Source organism: Lachnoclostridium sp. An118 (assembly GCF_002160985.1).
GTDB lineage: Bacteria > Bacillota > Clostridia > Lachnospirales > Lachnospiraceae > Claveliimonas > Claveliimonas stercoravium.
Genome location: NZ_NFLQ01000002.1, coordinates 252,136 through 271,663 on the forward strand (window position 1 = coordinate 252,136; position 19,528 = coordinate 271,663).

18 protein-coding genes and 1 tRNA gene are annotated in these 19,528 nt (G+C 55.2%); 17 read left to right on the forward strand and 2 right to left on the reverse strand.

The window, feature by feature from the left end; genetic code table 11:
- The first annotated feature begins 64 nt into the window (after window positions 1–64).
- The gene (locus B5E62_RS02895; protein ID WP_242957695.1) at window positions 65–718 is read left to right on the forward strand and encodes a YgdI/YgdR family lipoprotein; all 654 of its coding nucleotides are present in this window, start codon (window positions 65–67) and stop codon (window positions 716–718) included.
- 262 nt (window positions 719–980) lie between these two features.
- Complete coding sequence (locus B5E62_RS02900) at window positions 981–1,853, forward strand: sulfite exporter TauE/SafE family protein (protein ID WP_087173232.1); 873 nt, start codon at window positions 981–983, stop codon at window positions 1,851–1,853.
- 188 nt (window positions 1,854–2,041) lie between these two features.
- Here the strand turns inward: B5E62_RS02900 and B5E62_RS02905 are convergent.
- Window positions 2,042–2,121: transfer RNA gene (locus B5E62_RS02905), tRNA-Leu, on the reverse strand.
- A 168-nt stretch (window positions 2,122–2,289) separates the two neighbouring features.
- Here B5E62_RS02905 and polA point away from each other — a divergent pair.
- Genes polA through B5E62_RS02935 form a run of 6 tightly spaced genes read left to right on the forward strand, consistent with a single transcriptional unit; the run spans window position 2,290 to window position 8,944 of the window.
- On the forward strand, window positions 2,290–4,905 hold the full coding sequence (gene polA / locus B5E62_RS02910) for a DNA polymerase I (RefSeq protein WP_087173233.1): 2,616 nt from the start codon (window positions 2,290–2,292) through the stop codon (window positions 4,903–4,905).
- Window positions 4,906–4,917: 12 nt separating this feature from the next.
- On the forward strand, window positions 4,918–5,529 hold the full coding sequence (gene coaE / locus B5E62_RS02915) for a dephospho-CoA kinase (protein ID WP_087173234.1): 612 nt from the start codon (window positions 4,918–4,920) through the stop codon (window positions 5,527–5,529).
- A 22-nt stretch (window positions 5,530–5,551) separates the two neighbouring features.
- Window positions 5,552–6,349, forward strand: a complete 798-nt coding sequence (locus tag B5E62_RS02920) for an MBL fold metallo-hydrolase (protein ID WP_087173235.1) — start codon at window positions 5,552–5,554, stop codon at window positions 6,347–6,349.
- Between the two features lie 26 nt (window positions 6,350–6,375).
- A complete protein-coding gene (locus tag B5E62_RS02925; RefSeq protein WP_087173236.1) occupies window positions 6,376–6,648 on the forward strand; it encodes an ACT domain-containing protein in 273 nt (90 codons plus the stop codon).
- Between the two features lie 16 nt (window positions 6,649–6,664).
- Window positions 6,665–8,029: a PFL family protein gene (locus B5E62_RS02930; RefSeq protein ID WP_087173237.1), complete on the forward strand. Its 1,365-nt coding sequence runs from the start codon at window positions 6,665–6,667 to the stop codon at window positions 8,027–8,029.
- Between the two features lie 54 nt (window positions 8,030–8,083).
- On the forward strand, window positions 8,084–8,944 hold the full coding sequence (locus B5E62_RS02935) for a DegV family protein (RefSeq protein WP_087173238.1): 861 nt from the start codon (window positions 8,084–8,086) through the stop codon (window positions 8,942–8,944).
- A 25-nt stretch (window positions 8,945–8,969) separates the two neighbouring features.
- On the opposite strand, the gene B5E62_RS02940 is transcribed toward B5E62_RS02935, so the two are convergent.
- Window positions 8,970–10,232, reverse strand: a complete 1,263-nt coding sequence (locus B5E62_RS02940; protein WP_087173239.1) for a nucleotidyltransferase — start codon at window positions 10,230–10,232, stop codon at window positions 8,970–8,972.
- A gap of 196 nt (window positions 10,233–10,428) precedes the next feature.
- Here B5E62_RS02940 and mgtE point away from each other — a divergent pair, with 196 nt between their 5' ends.
- From mgtE to B5E62_RS02985, 9 genes are all read left to right on the forward strand, one after another.
- Window positions 10,429–11,763 (forward strand): magnesium transporter, encoded by a 1,335-nt coding sequence (gene mgtE / locus B5E62_RS02945; RefSeq protein ID WP_242957697.1) that lies wholly within the window; start codon window positions 10,429–10,431, stop codon window positions 11,761–11,763.
- A gap of 121 nt (window positions 11,764–11,884) precedes the next feature.
- Window positions 11,885–12,901, forward strand: coding sequence for a phosphate acetyltransferase (gene pta / locus B5E62_RS02950; protein ID WP_275532571.1), 1,017 nt, complete (start codon window positions 11,885–11,887; stop codon window positions 12,899–12,901).
- Between the two features lie 48 nt (window positions 12,902–12,949).
- Window positions 12,950–14,155 carry an acetate kinase gene (locus B5E62_RS02955; protein ID WP_076777294.1) on the forward strand — a complete coding sequence of 402 codons (1,206 nt, stop codon included), beginning with the start codon at window positions 12,950–12,952 and terminating at the stop codon, window positions 14,153–14,155.
- 44 nt (window positions 14,156–14,199) lie between these two features.
- Entirely contained in the window at window positions 14,200–14,727 is a 528-nt protein-coding gene (locus B5E62_RS02960) for a YceD family protein (protein ID WP_087173242.1), read from the forward strand.
- A gap of 3 nt (window positions 14,728–14,730) precedes the next feature.
- Complete coding sequence (gene rpmF / locus B5E62_RS02965) at window positions 14,731–14,910, forward strand: 50S ribosomal protein L32 (protein WP_033124613.1); 180 nt, start codon at window positions 14,731–14,733, stop codon at window positions 14,908–14,910.
- Window positions 14,911–15,082: 172 nt separating this feature from the next.
- The gene (locus B5E62_RS02970) at window positions 15,083–15,829 is read left to right on the forward strand and encodes a DeoR/GlpR family DNA-binding transcription regulator (RefSeq protein ID WP_087173243.1); all 747 of its coding nucleotides are present in this window, start codon (window positions 15,083–15,085) and stop codon (window positions 15,827–15,829) included.
- 3 nt (window positions 15,830–15,832) lie between these two features.
- On the forward strand, window positions 15,833–16,753 hold the full coding sequence (pfkB, locus tag B5E62_RS02975) for a 1-phosphofructokinase (protein ID WP_087173244.1): 921 nt from the start codon (window positions 15,833–15,835) through the stop codon (window positions 16,751–16,753).
- Window positions 16,754–16,768: 15 nt separating this feature from the next.
- Window positions 16,769–18,700 carry a PTS fructose transporter subunit IIABC gene (locus B5E62_RS02980; protein WP_087173245.1) on the forward strand — a complete coding sequence of 644 codons (1,932 nt, stop codon included), beginning with the start codon at window positions 16,769–16,771 and terminating at the stop codon, window positions 18,698–18,700.
- Window positions 18,701–19,024: 324 nt separating this feature from the next.
- A complete protein-coding gene (locus B5E62_RS02985) occupies window positions 19,025–19,258 on the forward strand; it encodes a hypothetical protein (protein ID WP_087173246.1) in 234 nt (77 codons plus the stop codon).
- The last annotated feature ends 270 nt before the right edge of the window (window positions 19,259–19,528 follow it).

Genomic DNA, 19,528 nt, shown 5'->3' on the forward strand with positions numbered 1-19,528 from the left:
CAATTCCTCCATTTTGCTGTAAACTGTCTATAAAGAGTCTACTTGAAAAGAGGAGGAAATGAATATGAAAACGAAAAAAAGAATTCTTTCAGTGATCCTTGCCGCCATGATGATGCTGGCTCTCACGGCCTGTGGAGGCATGACCACCGATGATGCGAAAACCTATGTGCAGTCAGTCCTGGACGCCAGTTACAAAGCGGACTTTTCAGAGTATACGGAGCAGACTGACTCCACGGAGGAGGAAGCACAGCAGCTTTTTGACGAGAACCTGGACAATATCATGTCCATGGGCGGCTTTACAGACGCCGGGCTGTCGGAAGAGCTGTCCGCCAGCTACCGCCAGCTCTTCCAGGATATGCTGGCCCAGGCGAAATATGAGGTGGGCAGCGCCACAGAGGGAGAAGATGACGGCTTTGTGGTTGAGGTGAGCGCAGAGCCATTCACAGCGTTTGACGGCCTTCAGGATGAGGTCATGAGCGCAGTTGAGGCGGAGATGGCGAACATCACTGACATCTCTCAGCTCCCAAGCCAGGATGAGATCAACGAGATGGTCTTCCAGAAGATGTACGACATCCTGGTGCAGAGGGTGGCAGAACCCACCTACGGGGAGGCTCAGACAGTGGAGGTACATGTGGAGCTGAGCGACAACATGTACTCTATCAACGAGGACGACCTGACAGAGCTGGACCTCATCCTGTTCCCGGCAGACAATCTGTAGGATCGCAGGTGAGAGGATATATACCATACGAAAAGGACAGAACCAAGTCGGGTCTGTCCTTTTTGCCGCGCAAGAAACTGACAATGGAGCGCTTTTTCAAGGAAATAAAGAGAGTAATGGGGTGAGTGCTCTGTATATTCTGCCAAATATACAATAATATATAAAGAAATGCAAAAATTTGTTGACACATTTTTAACAAAAAACTATAATATTTATTATAAAAAATGTGCTTGATGCACAAAGGGTTTCAGGAGGGATAATTATGAGTGCTGCAACCATATTACTTATCATCATGTGGATCTTTGCCGCTGTATTCTTCGTGGTGCTGGTGAAGGATGTCCTCGCCCACAAGGATGAGCTGGATAAGACCAAGCTGGGTTACAATTCGATCATCAGTATAATAGCAAACTTTTTTGATACTCTGGGCATCGGAAGCTATGCTATCGCCACATCAGCGTGGAAATTTAACAAGTCTGTCAGGGACGACCTGATCCCCGGGACGCTGAATGTTGCGTTCGGCATTCCTATCTGTGTTGAGGCGACCATCACGATGACCCGCATCGAGATGGATTCTCTGACTCTTGTTCTCATGATCGCGGCTGCCATCATCGGCTCCATCCTCGGCGCAAAGATCATCTCCAAGCTCGATATCATGAAAATCCGGGTTGTCATGGGTGTTGCGCTTATCATCGTGGCCGCTATCACCCTGTGCAAGATCAATGCGGTAGGTCCTTTCGGTATTCTCGGGACAGCCAGAGGCCTGGAGGGAGGCATGCTCGTCGTGGGCGTGGTCGCCAATTTCATCCTCGGCATCCTGATGACGGCCGGCATCGGACTTTACGCCCCCTGTATGGCGATCGTGCTTCTGTTAGGCATGAGCGCGGACGTGGCATTTCCTGTCATGATGGGCTCCTGCGCATACCTCTGCCCGGCCTGTGGGATCACGTTTATAAAAGAGGGAAAATACAACCGTGCTTCCACGATACCCATGATCATCACAGGTGCTATCGGCGTTCTCATTGCCGGATTTATCGTGACATCGCTGCCTCTGACAGTGCTTACATATCTTGTCTGCGTTGTCATGGTGATCTGTGCAGTCATGTTCTTCCATGATGCGAAGAAACAGAAGGGCTAGAAGCGTCGGCAGGATTGGAAAAATGGAGCAATGAGAGAAAACTGAATAGAGATGAAAAGGGAAGTAAAAAATCCCTGATCGGGGAGCGTCAGTTCCGGCAGGTGCCGGTCCTGGCGCTTTAAACCGTTTACGGAAGGGAGACAAGAAAAAAGCTCTCCAGCCAAAAGCTGGAGAGCTGAGTCTGCGCCTGCCGCTGATGGGACTCGAACCCATATGGTTTCCCGTACGATTTTGAGTCGTATGCGTCTGCCAATTCCGCCACAGCGGCACGATCTATACGCCCTGGACAGACCAAGACTGAAATAGATTATATCATATGGAAAAGTGGATTACAATCATTTTTTGAGTTATGCCTTTCAAAAGCGGTCGGTTTGTTGTATAGTAAATAACAGCAGTGCCTGAACAGACAGGGCTGACAGAAAAATGGAGAGAAAAAATGGCTGAAAAAATAGTATTGATCGATGGACACAGTATATTGAACCGGGCATTTTTCGGGCTTCCGGACCTGACCAACGCCGAGGGGCTCCACACGAACGCTGTCTACGGATTCCTGAATATCATGCTGAAGATACTGGAGGAGGAGCAGCCGCAGTATCTGACGGTGGCATTTGATGTGCATGCCCCCACCTTCCGCCACGAGATGTATGCGGACTACAAGGGGACGAGAAAGCCTATGGCGGAGGAGCTGCGCCAGCAGGTGCCGGTGATGAAGGAGGTCCTCAAGGCAATGGGGATCAGCGTCATCGAGAAGGCGGGCCTGGAGGCGGACGACCTCCTGGGGACCATCGCGGGGCGATGCGAGGCCTCCGGGATGGAGGTATCTGTCATCAGCGGAGACAGGGATCTGCTCCAGCTTGCCACGGACCACATTAAGATACGTATCCCCAAGACAAAGCGGGGAGGAACGGAAATAGAGGACTACTACGCGGCGGACGTGCAGGAAAAGTACGGCGTGACGCCCCGTGAGTTTATCGATATGAAAGCCCTGATGGGGGATGCCTCCGACAATATCCCCGGGGTCCCCGGCATCGGTGAGAAGACTGCGGCGAAGATCATATCAGAGTACCATTCTATAGAAAACGCCCATGAACATGTGGAGGAGCTGAAGCCCCCCAGAGCGTCCAATTCCCTGAAGGAGCACTGGGACATGGCGGTCATGAGCAAGACTCTTGCCACCATCTGCGTGGATGCGGATATCGACTATGATATGGAGGGGGCAAAGCTTGGAAATATCTTTACCGAGCAGGCGTATCCCCTTTTTCAGCGCCTTCAGTTTAAGAACCTCCTGGGAAGATTTGAGGTGGAGAGCCCCAAAAACGAGGTGGAGGACCACTTCCATGTGATCCGTACAAAAGCGGAGGCGGAGAAGGCCTTTGAGCGGGCCCGGAGGGCGGAGAGGCTGGGCGCCGCTATCCTGAAAAACGCGGAAGGCGTGCTTCCTCTCTTTGCCGCCCAGGCAAAGGCGGGAGGCGTTGCCCTCTGCTTTGGCGAGGAGGAGATCTGCTGCATCTGCGCCGGGGAGGGGCTTTCGGCGGAGGAAATCCTGGACAGGCTGGGAGAGGCCGCAGGCGAGGCAGGATGCTTTGCTGTCTTCGGGCTGAAGGAGGCTATGGACTGTTTCACACCGGGCCGTCAGGACAACTGCTTTGACGGGATCATAGCAGCCTACCTTCTCAATCCGTTAAAGAGCGACTACTCCTTTGAGGACGTGGCAAGAGAGCAGCTCTCCCTGCTCCTGGACGAGAAGAAGGAGGATGAGGTGAGGGCCTGCTATGAGGCCTACTGTGCCTGGAAATCCCAGCCCATCCTCGCCGATAAGCTCAAGGAGGAGGGGATGCTCCGGCTCTTTAGGGAGATAGAGATGCCCCTCGTGTTCACCCTGTTTGACATGGAGAGGAACGGGGTGAAGGTGGAGGCTGCTGAGCTGAAGGATTACGGCGACAGGCTGGCAGTTCGGATCGGAGAACTGGAGAAGGAGATCTACCAGGAGTCGGGGGAGGTGTTCAACATCAACTCTCCCAAGCAGCTGGGAGTGATCCTCTTTGAGAAGATGGGGCTGAAGGGGGGCAAGAAGACGAAGACCGGCTACTCCACGGCGGCGGACGTGCTGGAAAAGCTGGCGCCGGAGCACCCCTTTGTGGCAAAGATACTGGAGTACCGCCAGCTGGCCAAGCTGAAGTCCACCTACGCCGACGGGCTCGCCGCTTTCATAGGGGAAGACGGCAGGATACACGGGAAGTTCAACCAGACCATCACCGCCACGGGGAGGATCAGCAGCACGGAGCCCAACCTGCAGAACATCCCGGTGCGGATGGAGCTGGGCAGGCTGATACGGAAGGTGTTCGTGCCGGAGGAGGGGTACGTCTTTGTGGACGCGGACTACTCCCAGATCGAGCTGAGGGTGCTGGCCCACTGCTCCGGAGACCAGCAGCTCATCGAGGCCTACCGGGAGGAGAAGGATATCCACAGGATCACCGCGTCCCAGGTGTTCCACACGCCCTTTGACCAGGTGACGGACCTGCAGAGGAGGAACGCCAAGGCGGTCAACTTCGGCATCGTCTACGGCATCAGTTCCTTCGGACTGAGCCAGGACCTGAGCATCACGAGGAAAGAGGCGGCGCAGTATATAGAGCAGTATTTCAGGACCTACCCGGGCATCAAGGTGTTCCTGGACAACGCGGTGGCCCAGGCAAAGGAGAAGGGCTATGTGACCACCCTCTTTGGCAGGAGGCGCCCGGTGCCGGAGCTTTCCTCCAGCAATTTCGCCCAGCGCTCCTTCGGGGAGAGGGTGGCCATGAATTCACCTATCCAGGGAACGGCGGCGGACATCATGAAGATCGCCATGACCGGCGTGGAGAGGAAGCTTAGGGAGAGGGACATGCGCTCCCGGCTCGTGCTGCAGGTCCACGATGAGCTTCTGGTGGAGGCCTGGGAGCCTGAGCTGGAGGAAGTAAAGGGGATACTGAAGGATGAAATGGAGCATGCGGCATCCCTGGAGGTGCCGCTGGAGGTAGATATGCACACCGGCATGAGCTGGTATGAAGCGAAATAGGAGTGACGGAAGATGAAGATCATAGGAATTACCGGAGGGATCGGGTCAGGAAAAAGCCAGGTGCTCACGTACCTGGAGGAAACGTACGGTGCCGCCTGCTGTCAGGCGGACAAGGTAGCCAGGAGACTTCAGCAGAAGGGGACCAGATGCTATAAAAGGATCGTGGAGCATTTCGGCAGCGGCATACTGGACGGGGACGGCAGACTGGACCGGGCAAGGCTGGCTAATATCGTCTTTTCCAACAGGGCCCAGCTCCGCATCCTGAATGAGATCGTGCACCCTGCGGTGAAGGAGAAGCTCGGTGAGATCATCCGGAGGGAGGAGAAAAAAGGGACGAAGGTATTCGTCCTGGAGGCGGCCCTCTTTATCGAGGAAAATTATGATGCACTGTGCGATGAAGTGTGGTATATTTATGCAGATGAGGAGACGAGGAAACGGCGCCTGATGGCCTCACGGGGGTACAGCGAGGAGAAGATCCAGGGGATCTTTGACTCCCAGATGTCCTCCTCGGACTTCTTTACATACTGTGACAGGGCTGTCGACAACTGCAACTCCTTCCAGGAGGCCTGCGGCGAGATCGATGATGTCATGGCGCAGCTTGGCATAGAGAAAATACATAAATAACAGGCAGGAGAGATGACAGACGATGAGACTATGCAGCATAGCAAGCGGCAGCAGCGGCAACTGCATTTATGTGGGCAGCGACCACACCCACCTTCTGGTGGACACCGGCATCAGCAAAAAGCGGATCGATGAGGGACTCCACACCCTGGGCATCAAGGGGGAGGAGCTGTCGGGTATCCTGATCACTCACGAGCACTCGGACCATATCCAGGGCCTGGGGGTGTTCAGCAGGAAATACGGGATCCCGGTGTATGCCACAAAGGGAACGCTGAGGGGGATCATGGAGTACAGAAGCCTTGGAAAGATGCCCGAGGGACTGCTCCACGAGATACAGACGGACACGGATTTCCTTCTGGGAGACCTGTGCGTCCACCCCTTTGCCATATCCCACGACGCCTACGAGCCATCCGGATACCGGATCGCCTGCGGGGAGAGATTGGTGGCCGTGGCCACGGACCTGGGAATATACGACGAGTATACGGTGGAGAACCTGAAAAATCTGGACGCGGTGCTCCTGGAGGCCAATCACGACATACATATGCTGGAGGTGGGGCCCTATCCCTATCCGCTGAAGCGGCGGGTCATGGGGGAGAAGGGACATCTCTCGAATGAATTGTCAGGACAGCTCCTCTGTGATATACTGCACGATAAGCTGCAGCATGTCATACTGGGGCATCTGAGCAAGGAAAACAATTACGCGGAGCTGGCCTATGAGACAGTGAAGCTGGAGGTCACGGTGGGAGACAACCCGTACAGGGGGGAGGATATTCCCATCATGGTGGCAGGGCGGGATGCCGTGTCAGAGCCGGTGACGGTGTAAGAGACAAAAGCAGGGAGGACAGTAAAATGAGAAAATGTATCATCACAGTTCTGGGGAAGGACCAGGTTGGCATCATCGCTAGGGTGTGCGATTATCTTGCGGGTGCGAACATCAATGTCCTGGATATTTCCCAGACTATCGTAGACGGATATTTCAATATGATGATGGTAGTGGACGTGTCGGCGGCAGACAGGGATTTCTCTGTGTATGCCGGGGACCTGAGCAGGCTGGGCGAGGACATTGGCCTGAATATCCGCTGTCAGAGGTCAGAGATATTTGAAAAGATGCACAGACTGTAAGAAAGGACACCGGACGATGATCAACATATATGAAGTAAACGAGACAAATCAGATGATAGACGAGGAGAATCTGGATGTCCGCACCATTACCCTGGGCATCAGCCTTCTGGACTGTGTGGACACGGACCTGGACAGGCTGTGCGGAAAGATATACCAAAAGATCACTGCGACGGCGGAAAGGCTCGTGTCCACCGGTGAGGAGATAGAGAGGGAGTTCGGCATTCCCATTGTGAACAAGAGGATTTCCGTGACTCCCATTGCCCTTGTGGGCGCTTCCGCCTGCAAGAGCCCGGAGGACTTTGTGGCTATAGCAAAGACTCTGGACAGGGCGGCCCTGAAGGTGGGCGTGAATTTTATCGGCGGATACTCGGCTCTTGTGTCCAAGGCAATGACAAAGAGCGACGAGGACCTGATCCGCTCCATCCCGGAGGCGCTGGCATGCACGGAGAGGATATGCAGCTCTGTCAATGTGGGCTCCACCCGCACGGGCATCAACATGGATGCGGTCCGCCTCTGCGGGCAGATCGTGAAGGACACGGCCGAGGCAACAAAGGACCGGGATTCTCTTGGCTGTGCCAAGCTTGTCGTGTTCTGCAATGCCCCGGACGACAACCCCTTTATGGCGGGCGCCTTCCTGGGCGTGACAGAGGGGGACGCAGTCATCAACGTGGGAGTCAGCGGCCCCGGCGTTGTAAAGCATGCCATCGAGAAGGTGAGAGGAAAAGGCTTTGAGGAGCTCTGCGAGACCATCAAAAAGACGGCCTTCAAGATCACCAGGGTGGGCCAGCTTGTGGCCGGAGAAGCCTCGAGGAGGATGGGGATACCCTTTGGCATCATCGACCTGTCCCTGGCCCCCACGCCGTCTGTTGGAGACAGCGTGGCTGAGATCCTGGAGGAGATCGGCCTCTCCCAGGTGGGAGCCCCGGGCACCACGGCGGCGTTAGCCATGCTCAATGACCAGGTGAAGAAGGGCGGCGTCATGGCCTCCTCTTACGTGGGCGGCCTGAGCGGCGCCTTCATACCGGTCAGCGAGGACAAGGGCATGATCGATGCGGTGCAGGCGGGAACGCTCACCATCGAGAAGCTGGAGGCCATGACCTGCGTCTGCTCGGTGGGCCTGGATATGATCGCCATCCCCGGGAAGACGAGCGCGGCCACCATATCAGGCATCATCGCGGACGAGATGGCGATCGGCATGGTGAACCAGAAGACTACGGCTGTGCGGCTGATCCCGGTCATTGGGAAGGATGTGGGGGAGACGGCCCAGTTTGGCGGCCTGCTCGGGTACGCCCCCATTATTCCGGTGAACGAGGCGGACTGCAGCGCCTTTATCAGCAGAAGAGGGCGTATCCCCGCACCCATTCACAGCTTTAAGAACTAGACGGGGAAGCTTCTGCGGTGACAGGGCCGGGAAGCAGAAAGGGAAGATTTCAGTATGAGGAAAGTAGCGGTCATGACGGACAGCAACAGCGGCATTACACAGAAGGAGGCCCGTGAGCTGGGGATCCGGGTCGTGCCCATGCCGTTTTATATTGACGGCCAGCTGTTTTACGAGGATATCACACTTACACAGAAGGAATTTTATGAGAAATTATCAGGAGACGCGGATATTTCCACCTCCCAGCCTTCCCCGGCGGACGTGATGGAAATATGGGAGGAGCTGTTGGATGAGTACGATGAGGTGGTGCACATCCCCATGTCCAGCGGCCTTTCCACCTCCTGTGAGACAGCGATGATGCTGGCAAGGGATTTCGATGGGAAGGTGTTCGTGGTGAACAACCAGCGTATATCCGTCACACAGCGCCAGGCTGTTCTGGATGCCCTGGAGCTGGCTGCGGCGGGGAAATCCGGGCAGGAGATCCATGATATACTGATGCGGGAGAAAATGGAGTCCAGCATCTATATAACAGTGGACACGCTGAAGTACCTGAAAAAAGGCGGGCGTGTGACACCTGCGGCTGCAGCCCTGGGTACAGTGCTGAACTTAAAGCCGGTGCTCACCATCCAGGGGGAGAAGCTGGACGCTTTTGCCAAGGTGAGGGGGCTGAAGTCTGCCAAAAAGGTGATGAAGGAAGCGATGGAAAAGGATATCAGGGAGCGCTTCCGGGGGAAAAGAGTACACCTTGAGGCGGCCCATACCTGTACAGAGGAGGAGGCTGAAGAGTGGAAGAGAGAGCTGGAGGAGTATTTTCCCGGCTATGACATCCACATGGATGCCCTGTCCCTGAGCGTTGCCTGTCACATCGGGCCGGGGGCCATGGCGGTGGCCTGCAGCAGGTACATTGAATACGAATAGGATACAGACTGTGGGGCGGCAGGCGTCAGATGATGACGACCTGCTGTCTGTATTCAGAGATAAATGGACGGTGGAACTTCTCTGTGACCACGGATTCATACAGGTCCGCTGCCAGGATATCCGCCTGCAGCATATCCCGGGCCAGACCGGTCCATGTCTCTTCTCCTTCGCCGGTCCCGCTCTTGGCTCCGGGACGGGGAAGCTTTGTGACGAGGGGGATGGAGCTGCTCTTTTTCATGATGCCCAGGAGGGCGGAGGCGTCCCTGCGGAAGCCCAGGAGGCGGGCGTAGCCGCAGCCCTCCTGCTTGAAGCGTTCCATGTCCCTGGCAGTGATGCCCAGCAGGATGTGGAGCAGCGCCCGGCTGATGCGGGAGTGGGTCATCTCCTTTGTCTTGAGAAGACCGCAGAACTGGTCAAAGGAGAGGAGGTCATTCCGGCTTTTGACGATGCGGTTTGCCAGCTCCCGGGTGACGTCCGCATACCCTGCCAGGCTTTCCTTTGTCTCCTGCAGTAGGCGGTATTTCAGGAGGAGAGAGAGGTCGTCGGACCACACGGGGTATCTTGTCTCATATGCTCCGCGCAGGACCCGGAGGGAGGAGGCGGGCATCTGTCCGTCCAGACGGTCCAGGGCGCCGGCGGAGCCGGACTCCCGCAGGAGCCGGCGCAGGGAAGTGGCAGAGCTATAGCGGTCAGCCAGCTCCTGATCGTGGTAGCCGGATTCCCGGCGCTGGATGGTGCAGAAGGCAAGGGAGCTCCCCTGCTGCAGGATGGCCTTGATATACTCTGCCCCCAGGATATTGTTGGGCTCCTCCAGGATGCACCCCGCCTCTTTCCCCAGGAAAGAGGAGAGGGCCAGCTGCCGGGCCCTTGGAAAGGACAGGCCGCGGCGCAGTCCCTCTCTGAGGAGTGATCTGTAGGGCGCGGGCTCAAGGGCGGTGACCCGGGCCGCCTCCTCCAGAAGGGAGGCGTCGCCGCACTCGCTGCCAAAGCAGACCGTGTCCACACAGCCAAGGCGGTCCAGCAAAGAGACAGCGCCGGAGGAAAAGTACTCGGCGCTGCCGCAGGCGCACCAGACGGGCAGCTCGATGACGGCTGAGACGCCGGCCTCCAGGGCCATGCGCGCCCGGAGATGCTTTGGCAGCAGCGCCGGCGCTCCCCGCTGCACAAAATCCCCGCTCATGACTGCGACCACAGCATCCGCACCGGCAGTTCTGACTGCCTCCTTCATATGATATAAATGCCCGTTGTGGAAGGGATTGTACTCGGTGATCAGTCCGACAATTTTCATGGAAATCTCCTTGTATATCTTTTTGAAATTGATTATACTATATGGAGGTGTTTGCGGCAACTGCCGCAAACAGGCTTTTTTCTGAGGTCAAAAATGAAAAAATAAGCCGGAAGACGGCTGGCGGGAAAGGAGGATACGTATGGAAAAAAAGGATGAGAGAGAAGAATATACGTATGAAGATGAAGAACGGGAAGAGCTGACAGAAGAACGTATCCTCCAGATGCTGGATGAGCGAAAGTTCAAGGAGCTGAAGGAAGAGCTGGAGCACATGTACCCCGTGGATCTGGCAGAGCTCATGGAGGATTTCAACCAGAAGCAGCTTGTCATGGTGTTCCGTCTCCTGGCAAAGGAGGAGGCCGCCGAGACCTTCACCGAGATGGACAGCGACATGAGAGAGACGCTGATCGGCGGCCTGACGGACTCGGAGCTGGAGGAAGTCATGGAAGAGATGTACCTGGACGACACGGTGGACGTGCTGGAGGAGATGCCCGCCAACGTGGTGGACCGTCTTCTCATGGCCACTGACGAGGAGACGCGGCAGCAGATCAACCAGCTCCTCCAGTACCCGGAGGACAGCGCCGGAAGCGTCATGAATGTGGACTACATCGCCCTGCGCAAGGAGATGACAGTGGCGGAGTCCATCCTGAAGATCCGGCAGGTGGGTATCAATAAGGAGACCATCTACACCTGCTATGTGACAGAGAAGCGAAAGCTCATCGGGATGGTGGACGTGAAAGAGCTCCTGACGACAAGCGAATCCAAGACTATCGAGGAGATCATGGACACCAATGTCCTCTACGCCCACACGACGGACGACCAGGAGGAAGCGGCTCAGACTATCAACAAGTACGGCCTTATCGCCCTGCCTATCGTGGACCACGAGATGTGCATGGTGGGTATCGTCACGGTAGATGACGCCATGGACGTCCTGCAGGAGGAGACCACAGAGGACATCAGTATCATGGCCGGTGTCAACCCCAGTGATGACTCGTACTTTGAGACGACGGTGTTTGAGCATGTGAAGAGCCGTCTTCCCTGGCTCCTGTTCCTGATGCTGTCAGCTACGGTGACCCAGATGATCATGAACCGGTACGAGAGCGCCCTGGCCGTCATGCCCCAGCTGGCCGGATTTATCCCCATGCTGACAGGGACAGGGGGGAACTGCGGCTCCCAGAGCTCCACACTGGTGATCCGGGGGATTTCTGTGGGCGAGATCGAGTTTGGCGACCTTTTCAAGGTCATCTTTAAGGAGATACGCGTTGCGGTGCTGATCAGCCTTATCTTGTCTGTTGTCAATGGGATCCGCATCATCATCATGGGTCAGGGAGACGCGCTCATCGCTTTTACAATAGGACTCACCATGGCCTGTACTATCGTTATCGCCAAGGTTGTGGGCTGTACCCTCCCCCTTGTGGCTGAGAAGATAGGCCTCGACCCGGCTATCATGGCCACGCCTCTGATCTCCACACTGGTGGACATCAGCACGATCAGTGTATATTTCGCCATCGTGAGCGCTGTGTTTTCCCTGTAAAACAAAGAGGAATATCTGATAGAAAATTAACATGGATTGTACTCCAAAAGAGACATCTGATCGACAAAAGAGCCCTTGTTTGCAAGGGTTCTTTGTATTATAATGAAAACAGTGAGAAAAAATGGAAAGGAGTCTTTCAGTCATGGGATTTATAGATGAGATGAAAGCAAAAGCAAGAGCAAACAAAAAGACGATCGTTCTGCCTGAATCAGAGGACGAGCGCACCTACAAAGCCGCTGAGGCTGTCCTGAAAGAGGAGATTGCCAACGTAGTCATCGTCGGAAGCGAGGAAGAAGTGGCAAAGAACAAAGGAAGCTACGACATCAGCGGCGCACAGATCGTAGACCCGGCCACAAGCGACAAGACCGAAGCCTACATCGCAAAACTTGTGGAACTTCGCCAGAAGAAAGGTATGACAGAGGAGCAGGCAAGAGAGATCCTGCTGACAAACTACCTGTACTATGGCGTTATGATGGTGAAGATGAAAGATGCAGACGGAATGGTTTCCGGAGCATGCCACTCCACGGCAGACACACTTCGTCCCTGCCTGCAGATCCTGAAGACAAAGCCCGGCACAAAGCTGGTATCTGCCTTCTTCGTAATGTGTGTTCCGGACTGCGAGTACGGCGAGAACGGTGTGTTCGTATTTGCTGACTGCGGACTGAACCAGAATCCGGCTCCGGAAGAGCTGGCAGCTATCGCAGAGTCTTCTGCAGAGTCCTTCCGCATGCTGGTGGGAGCAGAGCCGAAGGTTGCTTTCCTGAGCCACTCCTCCAAGGGAAGCGCAAAGCATGCTGACGTAGACAAAGTGACAGAGGCAGTGAAGATCGCAAAAGAGGCTAATCCGGACCTTATGGTGGACGGCGAACTGCAGCTCGATGCAGCCATCGTTCCGAGCGTAGGAGAGTCCAAGGCTCCCGGAAGCCCGGTTGCAGGACATGCCAACGTGCTTGTATTCCCGGATCTGGATGCGGGAAATATCGGATACAAACTGGTGCAGAGACTGGCAAAAGCTGAGGCTTACGGACCGATGACACAGGGCATAGCAGCTCCGGTCAACGATCTGTCCCGCGGATGCTCCGCAGAGGATATCGTGGGCGTGGTAGCCATCACAGCAGTGCAGGCCCAGAATCAGTAGATCCTGGCAGATAAAAAAGTATACGAAAATTCCGGAGGAGAAAAGAAGATGAATGTATTAGTAGTAAACTGCGGAAGTTCTTCACTGAAATTCCAGCTAATCAATTACGATAACAGAGATGTCATGGCAAAAGGTATCTGCGAGCGTATCGGCATCGACGGCCGTCTCGTGTATGAGCCAAAGGGCGGGGAGAAGGAAGTGACAGAGGCTGCTATGCCGGATCACACAACCGCTATCCAGATGGTCCTGGACGCTCTTGTGAATGAGAAGACAGGAGTTGTGAAATCCCTGGAGGAGATCGATGCTATCGGACACCGTGTACTCCACGGCGGCATGAAGATCACTAACTCCGTTATCATCGATGAGGAGGTCATCAAAGTGATCGAGGAGTGTGCGGACTTAGGACCGCTTCACAATCCGGCCAACCTGATGGGTATCAACGCCTGCATGAAGCTGATGCCGGGCGTTCCCAATGTGGCTGTCTTTGACACTGCTTTCCATCAGACAATGCCTCCGAAGGCTTACATGTACGGGATCCCGAAAGAGTATTACGAGAAATACGCCATCCGCAAGTATGGCTTCCACGGCACATCACACAAATATGTATCTGCTAGGACAGCAGCGTTCCTCGGAAAAGATATCAAGGATCTGAAGATTATCGTGTGCCACATGGGCAACGGTGCTTCCCTGTCTGCAGTGAAGGACGGAAAATGTGTGGACACATCCATGGGACTTACACCTCTTGAGGGTGTCATCATGGGCACAAGATCCGGCGATATTGATCCGGCCTTTGTGGAGTACCTCTGCAACAAAGAGAATCTGTCTGTGTCTGAGGTGCTGAACATCCTCAACAAGAAGTCCGGTATGCTTGGAATGACAGGCATCTCCAGCGACTACCGTGATGTGTCTGCCGCAGCAGAGGCGGGCAACCAGGATGCCATCAACTGCCTGGAGGCCTACGCGTACCGCATCATCAAGTACATCGGCTCCTACATCGCAGCCATGGGCGGCGTGGACGTGATCACCTTCACAGCAGGTCTCGGCGAGAACGCCATCCCGCTGAGAAAGACAATCTGCGAGGCGTTTGGATACATGGGTCTTGTATTCGATGATGAGGCAAACAACAGCCGTGGCAAAGAGGTCATCATCACAAAGCCTGAGTCCAAGATCACAGCCTGCGTGATCCCCACAAACGAGGAGATCGCTATCTGTGAAGAAACAGTGGAACTGGTAAAGAAAAACCTTGACAAATAGTGACTGAAAAGATATACTTTAAAAAGTGTGGTTAGGAGAGCGTTATGCTGATTGAACTGACAAAGGTTTTAGAGCAGGATGACAAGGTCATCCGGCAGGAAGCACATCTTGAGCTGGAGGATATGGAAGTATCCGGCAAAAAGTACCGGCTTGAGGAACTGGAACCGGCCCTGTTCGAGATCACCAATCTCGGGAAAAAGCAGGTGCAGGTGAAGGGATGTGCTAAGATAAAGACCGTCATTCCGTGTGACAGATGCCTGGAGGACGTGGAGCAGATCTTTGATCTCGACTTTGAGCGGGAAGTGGATCTGAAGCTCGACGAGGAAGGGCGCAGACAGTCCGATGATGAGTACAACTTCATGGAAGGAAACTGTCTTGACACGGATGTGCTGATATGCAACGAGCTCCTGGTCAACTGGCCGATTCGGGTGCTGTGCAAAAAAGACTGCAAAGGTCTGTGCAGCATTTGTGGTGCTAATCTCAATCATGGTGAATGTGGCTGTGACAGAGAGGTATTAGACCCGAGGATGGCAGCCTTTCAAGATATATTCAGCAAGTTTAAGGAGGTGTAAAGTATGTCCATCTGTCCAAAGAATAAAACATCAAAAGCCAGAAGAGATAAAAGAAGAGCTAACTGGAAAATGAGCGCACCGAACCTGGTAAGATGCAGCAAGTGCGGCGAGCTGATGATGCCCCACAGAGTATGCAAGGCATGCGGTTCTTACAACAAGAGGGAGATCATCGCTCAGGATTGATCAAGAGCTTAGGCAAATGAAGGAGATCAGAGATGGTCTCCTTTATTTTTTTGCACTTTTTGACCGAAAATGATTGACAATGACTGGTTGTGAGTGTATTATGGAGATAAAGATGAATGAAAATGATTGAAATGTGATCGAAAATGACTGAGACAGAGAGGGAGGAGAGCATATGCTGGCAGAAGAGAGAATGAACGAGATACTGGCCATTGTGGGCGACAGGGGAACTGTGACCGTGCAGGAGCTGACCCGAATCCTTGACACCTCCGAGTCCACCATACGCCGGGACCTGACGGAGCTCCACAGGCGGGGCAGCCTGGTGAAGGTCCACGGGGGAGCGGCCGCAGTGGGGCTTAAGAGCATGACAAAGGATCCATCCCTGAGCCTTCGGCAGGAGCTGCACAGGGAGGAGAAGGAGAAGATCGCCGACAGGGCCGCCCAGCTGGTGGAGCCGGGAGATTTTATCTACGTGGACGCCGGGACCACCACGGAGCTCTTCGCGGGGAGGATCAGGGGCAGGGACGTGGTCTGCGTCACCAACGCCATCAGCCACGCCAGAGAGCTGATGAAGCAGGGAGCCCGGGTCTTCCTTCTCGGAGGGGAGCTGAAGGCGGTGACAGAGGCTATCGTGGGAGCCGAGGCCGTGGAGTGCCTGAAAAAGTACAATTTTACAAAGGGATTTTTCGGAGCCAACGGGGTAGACCGGGAGAGGGGGCTGACCACCCCGGACCTGACGGAGGCCCTGGTGAAGGCGGAGGCCTTCCGCAGGTGCAAGGAGCGCTACGTGCTGGCGGATAGCTCCAAGCTAGGACAGATATCCGGCGTCACCTTCGGGGAGGCGGATGAGGGGATCATCCTGACGGCCAGCGCTACGGGAACGGAGTTTGAAGGCAGAGAAAATATCATGGAGGTGGAATAGACTATGATCTACACAGTCACATTTAACCCGTCCCTGGACTATGTGATCTCCCTGGACGGACTTGAGAAGGGGCAGATCAACCGGACCAGGCAGGAGCATATTTACCCGGGAGGAAAGGGCATCAACGTGTCCGTCATCCTCTCCAATCTGGGGTACAGCAGCGTTGCCCTCGGTTTTGAGGCGGGATTTACCGGGAAGACGCTGCGGGAGATGCTGGACCAGTTCGGGTGCCAGACGGATTTCATCCACCTGGATGAGGGGATGACAAGGATCAATGTAAAGATCAACGCGGGGGAGGAGACAGAGATCAACGGGCAGGGCCCCGCCATCCCGGAGAGGGCGGTGGAGGAGCTCTACGGAAAGCTGGACGCGCTGCAGGCGGGGGACTACCTTGTGCTGGCGGGAAGTATTCCGGACTGTCTCCCCTCAGACATGTATGAGCGCATACTGGAGCGCCTGGAGGGAAGGGGCATCCACTACATCGTGGACGCCACAAAGGACCTGCTTCTGAATGTGCTGAAGTACCACCCCTTCCTGATCAAGCCGAACCAGCACGAGCTGGGCGACATGTTCGGAAGGACACTGACCACGGAGGAGGAGATCATCGCCCACGCCAGACTCCTCCAGGAGATGGGGGCCCGCCATGTGCTGGTGTCCATGGCGGGGGACGGAGCCATCCTGGTGCCCCAGGACGGGGAGGTGATCCGGGAGTGGCCGCCAAAGGGTGAGGTGAAAAACTCGGTGGGGGCCGGGGACTCCATGGTGGCCGGCTTCCTGGCCGGCTATCTGGGCACGGGAAGCTGCGAAAAGGCTTTCCGCCTGGGCCAGGCGGCGGGCAGCGCGACAGCCTTTGACTACTGGCTGGCAGACAGAGCCAGCATCCTGTCCCTTTTGGGAGAACCAGCGGACAGCTATGGACTGTAGAGGAGTGTGGAGAAGATGAAGATTACAGATTTACTGAAAAAAGAGAGCATAGAGCTGAACGGGAACGTGCAGACAAAGGAGGAGGCCATCAACCAGATGGTATCCCTCATGGTAAAGGGTGGAAACATCCAGGACGTGGAGACCTACCGGAAGGGCGTCTTTGCGAGAGAGGAGGAGGGCACCACAGGCATCGGCGAGGGGATTGCCATTCCCCACGCAAAGTCGGACGCGGTGAAGGCTCCCGGCCTGGCCGCCATGGTAGTGCCGCAGGGCGTGGACTATGAGGCTCTGGACGATGAGCCGGTACACCTGATCTTTCTCATAGCCGCCCCCAACACAAAGGACAACGTGCATCTGGATGTGCTCAGCAGACTGTCCACCCTCCTCATGGACGACGGCTTCCGTGAAAATCTCTTAAAGGCAGAGACGCCGGAGGAGTTCCTGGGCTATGTGGACCAGGCGGAGAAGGAGAAGTTCGCCGAGGAGGAGAGGAAGGCAAAGGAAGAGGAGGAGACAGCAAGGACCACCGGCTTCCAGATCCTGGCTGTCACCGCCTGCCCCACAGGCATCGCCCACACCTACATGGCGGCGGAGAGCCTGGAGAAGAAGGCAAAGGAGATGGGCTGCACCATCAAGGTGGAGACCAACGGCTCCGGAGGCGACAAGAACGTGTTGACAGCAGAGGAGATCGCTGCCTGTCAGTGCATCATCGTGGCTGCGGACAAGGAGGTGCGGATGGCCCGCTTTGACGGCAAGCCGGTTCTTGTGACCAAGGTGGCGGACGGCATCAACAAGCCGGAGGAACTGATCAGCAGAGCTCTCAGCGGATCCGTTCCGGTGTACCACAGCAAAGGGGGAGAGGAGGAGACCTCCTCTGTAGAGGGTGAGAGCCTGGGAAGACGGATCTACAAGAGCCTGATGAACGGCGTCTCCCACATGCTGCCCTTTGTCATCGGCGGAGGTATCCTCATTGCCCTCTCCTATCTGGTGGACGGGGCGAACGCCGGCACGGCGGACTTCGGAAACGGCACCCCGCTGGCCCATTTCCTGAACCTGGCGGGCAACACCTCCTTCAGCATGATGTTCCCCATCCTTGCCGGCTTCATCGCCATGGCGGTGGGAGACAGGCCGGCTCTGATGCCGGGTATCGTGGCCGGTCTTCTGGCAAAGGCCGGAACCTCTGTCTTCCTGCCTGAGGACCAGTGGATTGCCTCCGGATTTTTCGGGGCCCTGGCAGGCGGCTTCATCGCCGGCTACCTGATGGTCCTGATCAAAAAGCTGCTGGAGAAGCTGCCCAAACCCCTGGAGGGGACGAAGCCGGTCCTTCTCTATCCGCTCCTTGGGCTTCTCGGCATCAGCGCCATTATGATCTTCCTCATCAACCCGCCGCTTGGAGCCTTCAACACCTGGCTCAACAACAGCCTGGCGGGGATGGGAGAGTCCAGCAAGATTCTGCTGGGGCTTGTGCTGGGCGGCATGATGTCCATCGACTTTGGCGGCCCCTTCAACAAGGCAGCCTACGTGTTTGGAACAGCCTCCATCGCGTCAGGACAGTTTGACATCATGGCGGCTGTCATGATCGGTGGCATGACCCCGCCCATCGGCATCGCCCTGGCAACCACCTTCTTCAAGAACCGGTTTACAAAGAGCGAGCGGCAGACAACAGTGACCAACTACATCATGGGACTTTCCTTCATCACAGAGGGAGCTATCCCCTTCGCCGCGTCAGATCCCTTAAGGATCATCCCTCCCTGCGTGGTGGGCTCAGCGGTGGCGGGAGCTCTGTCCATGGCCTTTGGCTGCGGGTCAAGGGCGCCCCACGGCGGACTCTTTGTCATCGGCATCATCGAGAACGCGCCCATGTTCCTGGTGGCTCTTGTGGCCGGAGCCGTCGTCACCATGATCGGCATCGTGCTTCTGAAGAGGCCGCTGAAGGAGGAGGCGTAGCCTCATTGCAGGAAAATTAAAAAAAACCCTTTTGAAAATTCGGGAAAATTTCATTATAATATAAGTACAACGAGTGGCTTTCAGGCGTAATTCCAGTTGCGCCTGAGGGCCACTCGTCATTTTCAGAAAGAGAGGTAAAGCAGGAAGTAGAGCAGTACAATTCTAGCCCGGTTGGAAATTATCTGGACTAAGTGAAAACCTCTTTCTTTTTTGCGAGTTAAACTGCTAAATTGTTTGAAATTCCGCGAAAGTAGTGTATAATGAAATCAGAATACGTGAAAATTCTAACCAACAGCAAAAGCAAGAAAGAAAGAGGGTTCCATCATGGGAAGATATTATCGGTTAACAAAAAAGATCTCGGAGGAGATGGCGCAGGAAATCCTGAAAGAGCTGAAGGAGCTTGAGAATGTAAAAAATGTGGGCTTTTCAGAGGACCTGTCATTGCTGAAGGTTGAGACAAAGAACGGTCTGTTCCCTGAAGTCATGAACCGGGCAGTCAACATCTGTCGGCGCATTGGCGGGGGGTGTGATCTGAGCTTTGCCGGATTTGCCTGCTAGGAGCCCAGAGGAGCAGGTGGCAGAAAGAAAAAGCAAGAGAACCTGACAGATTGCGCCCTGTGCGCAATCTGTTTTGTAATCAAAATGTTATAGTATGAAGTATACAAATAACATTTTGGGATGGTTCCGCTTCGCGGAAATTACAGACAAGGGTAGTGTCAAATAAGTTATGAAAAAGCGAAGCCTAAAAAATAGGCTCCGATTGAACCTTGAAAATCGCAGATATGAAGTTTGATGGCAGCTCACGCCACCCTTGACAGCACACAAAAG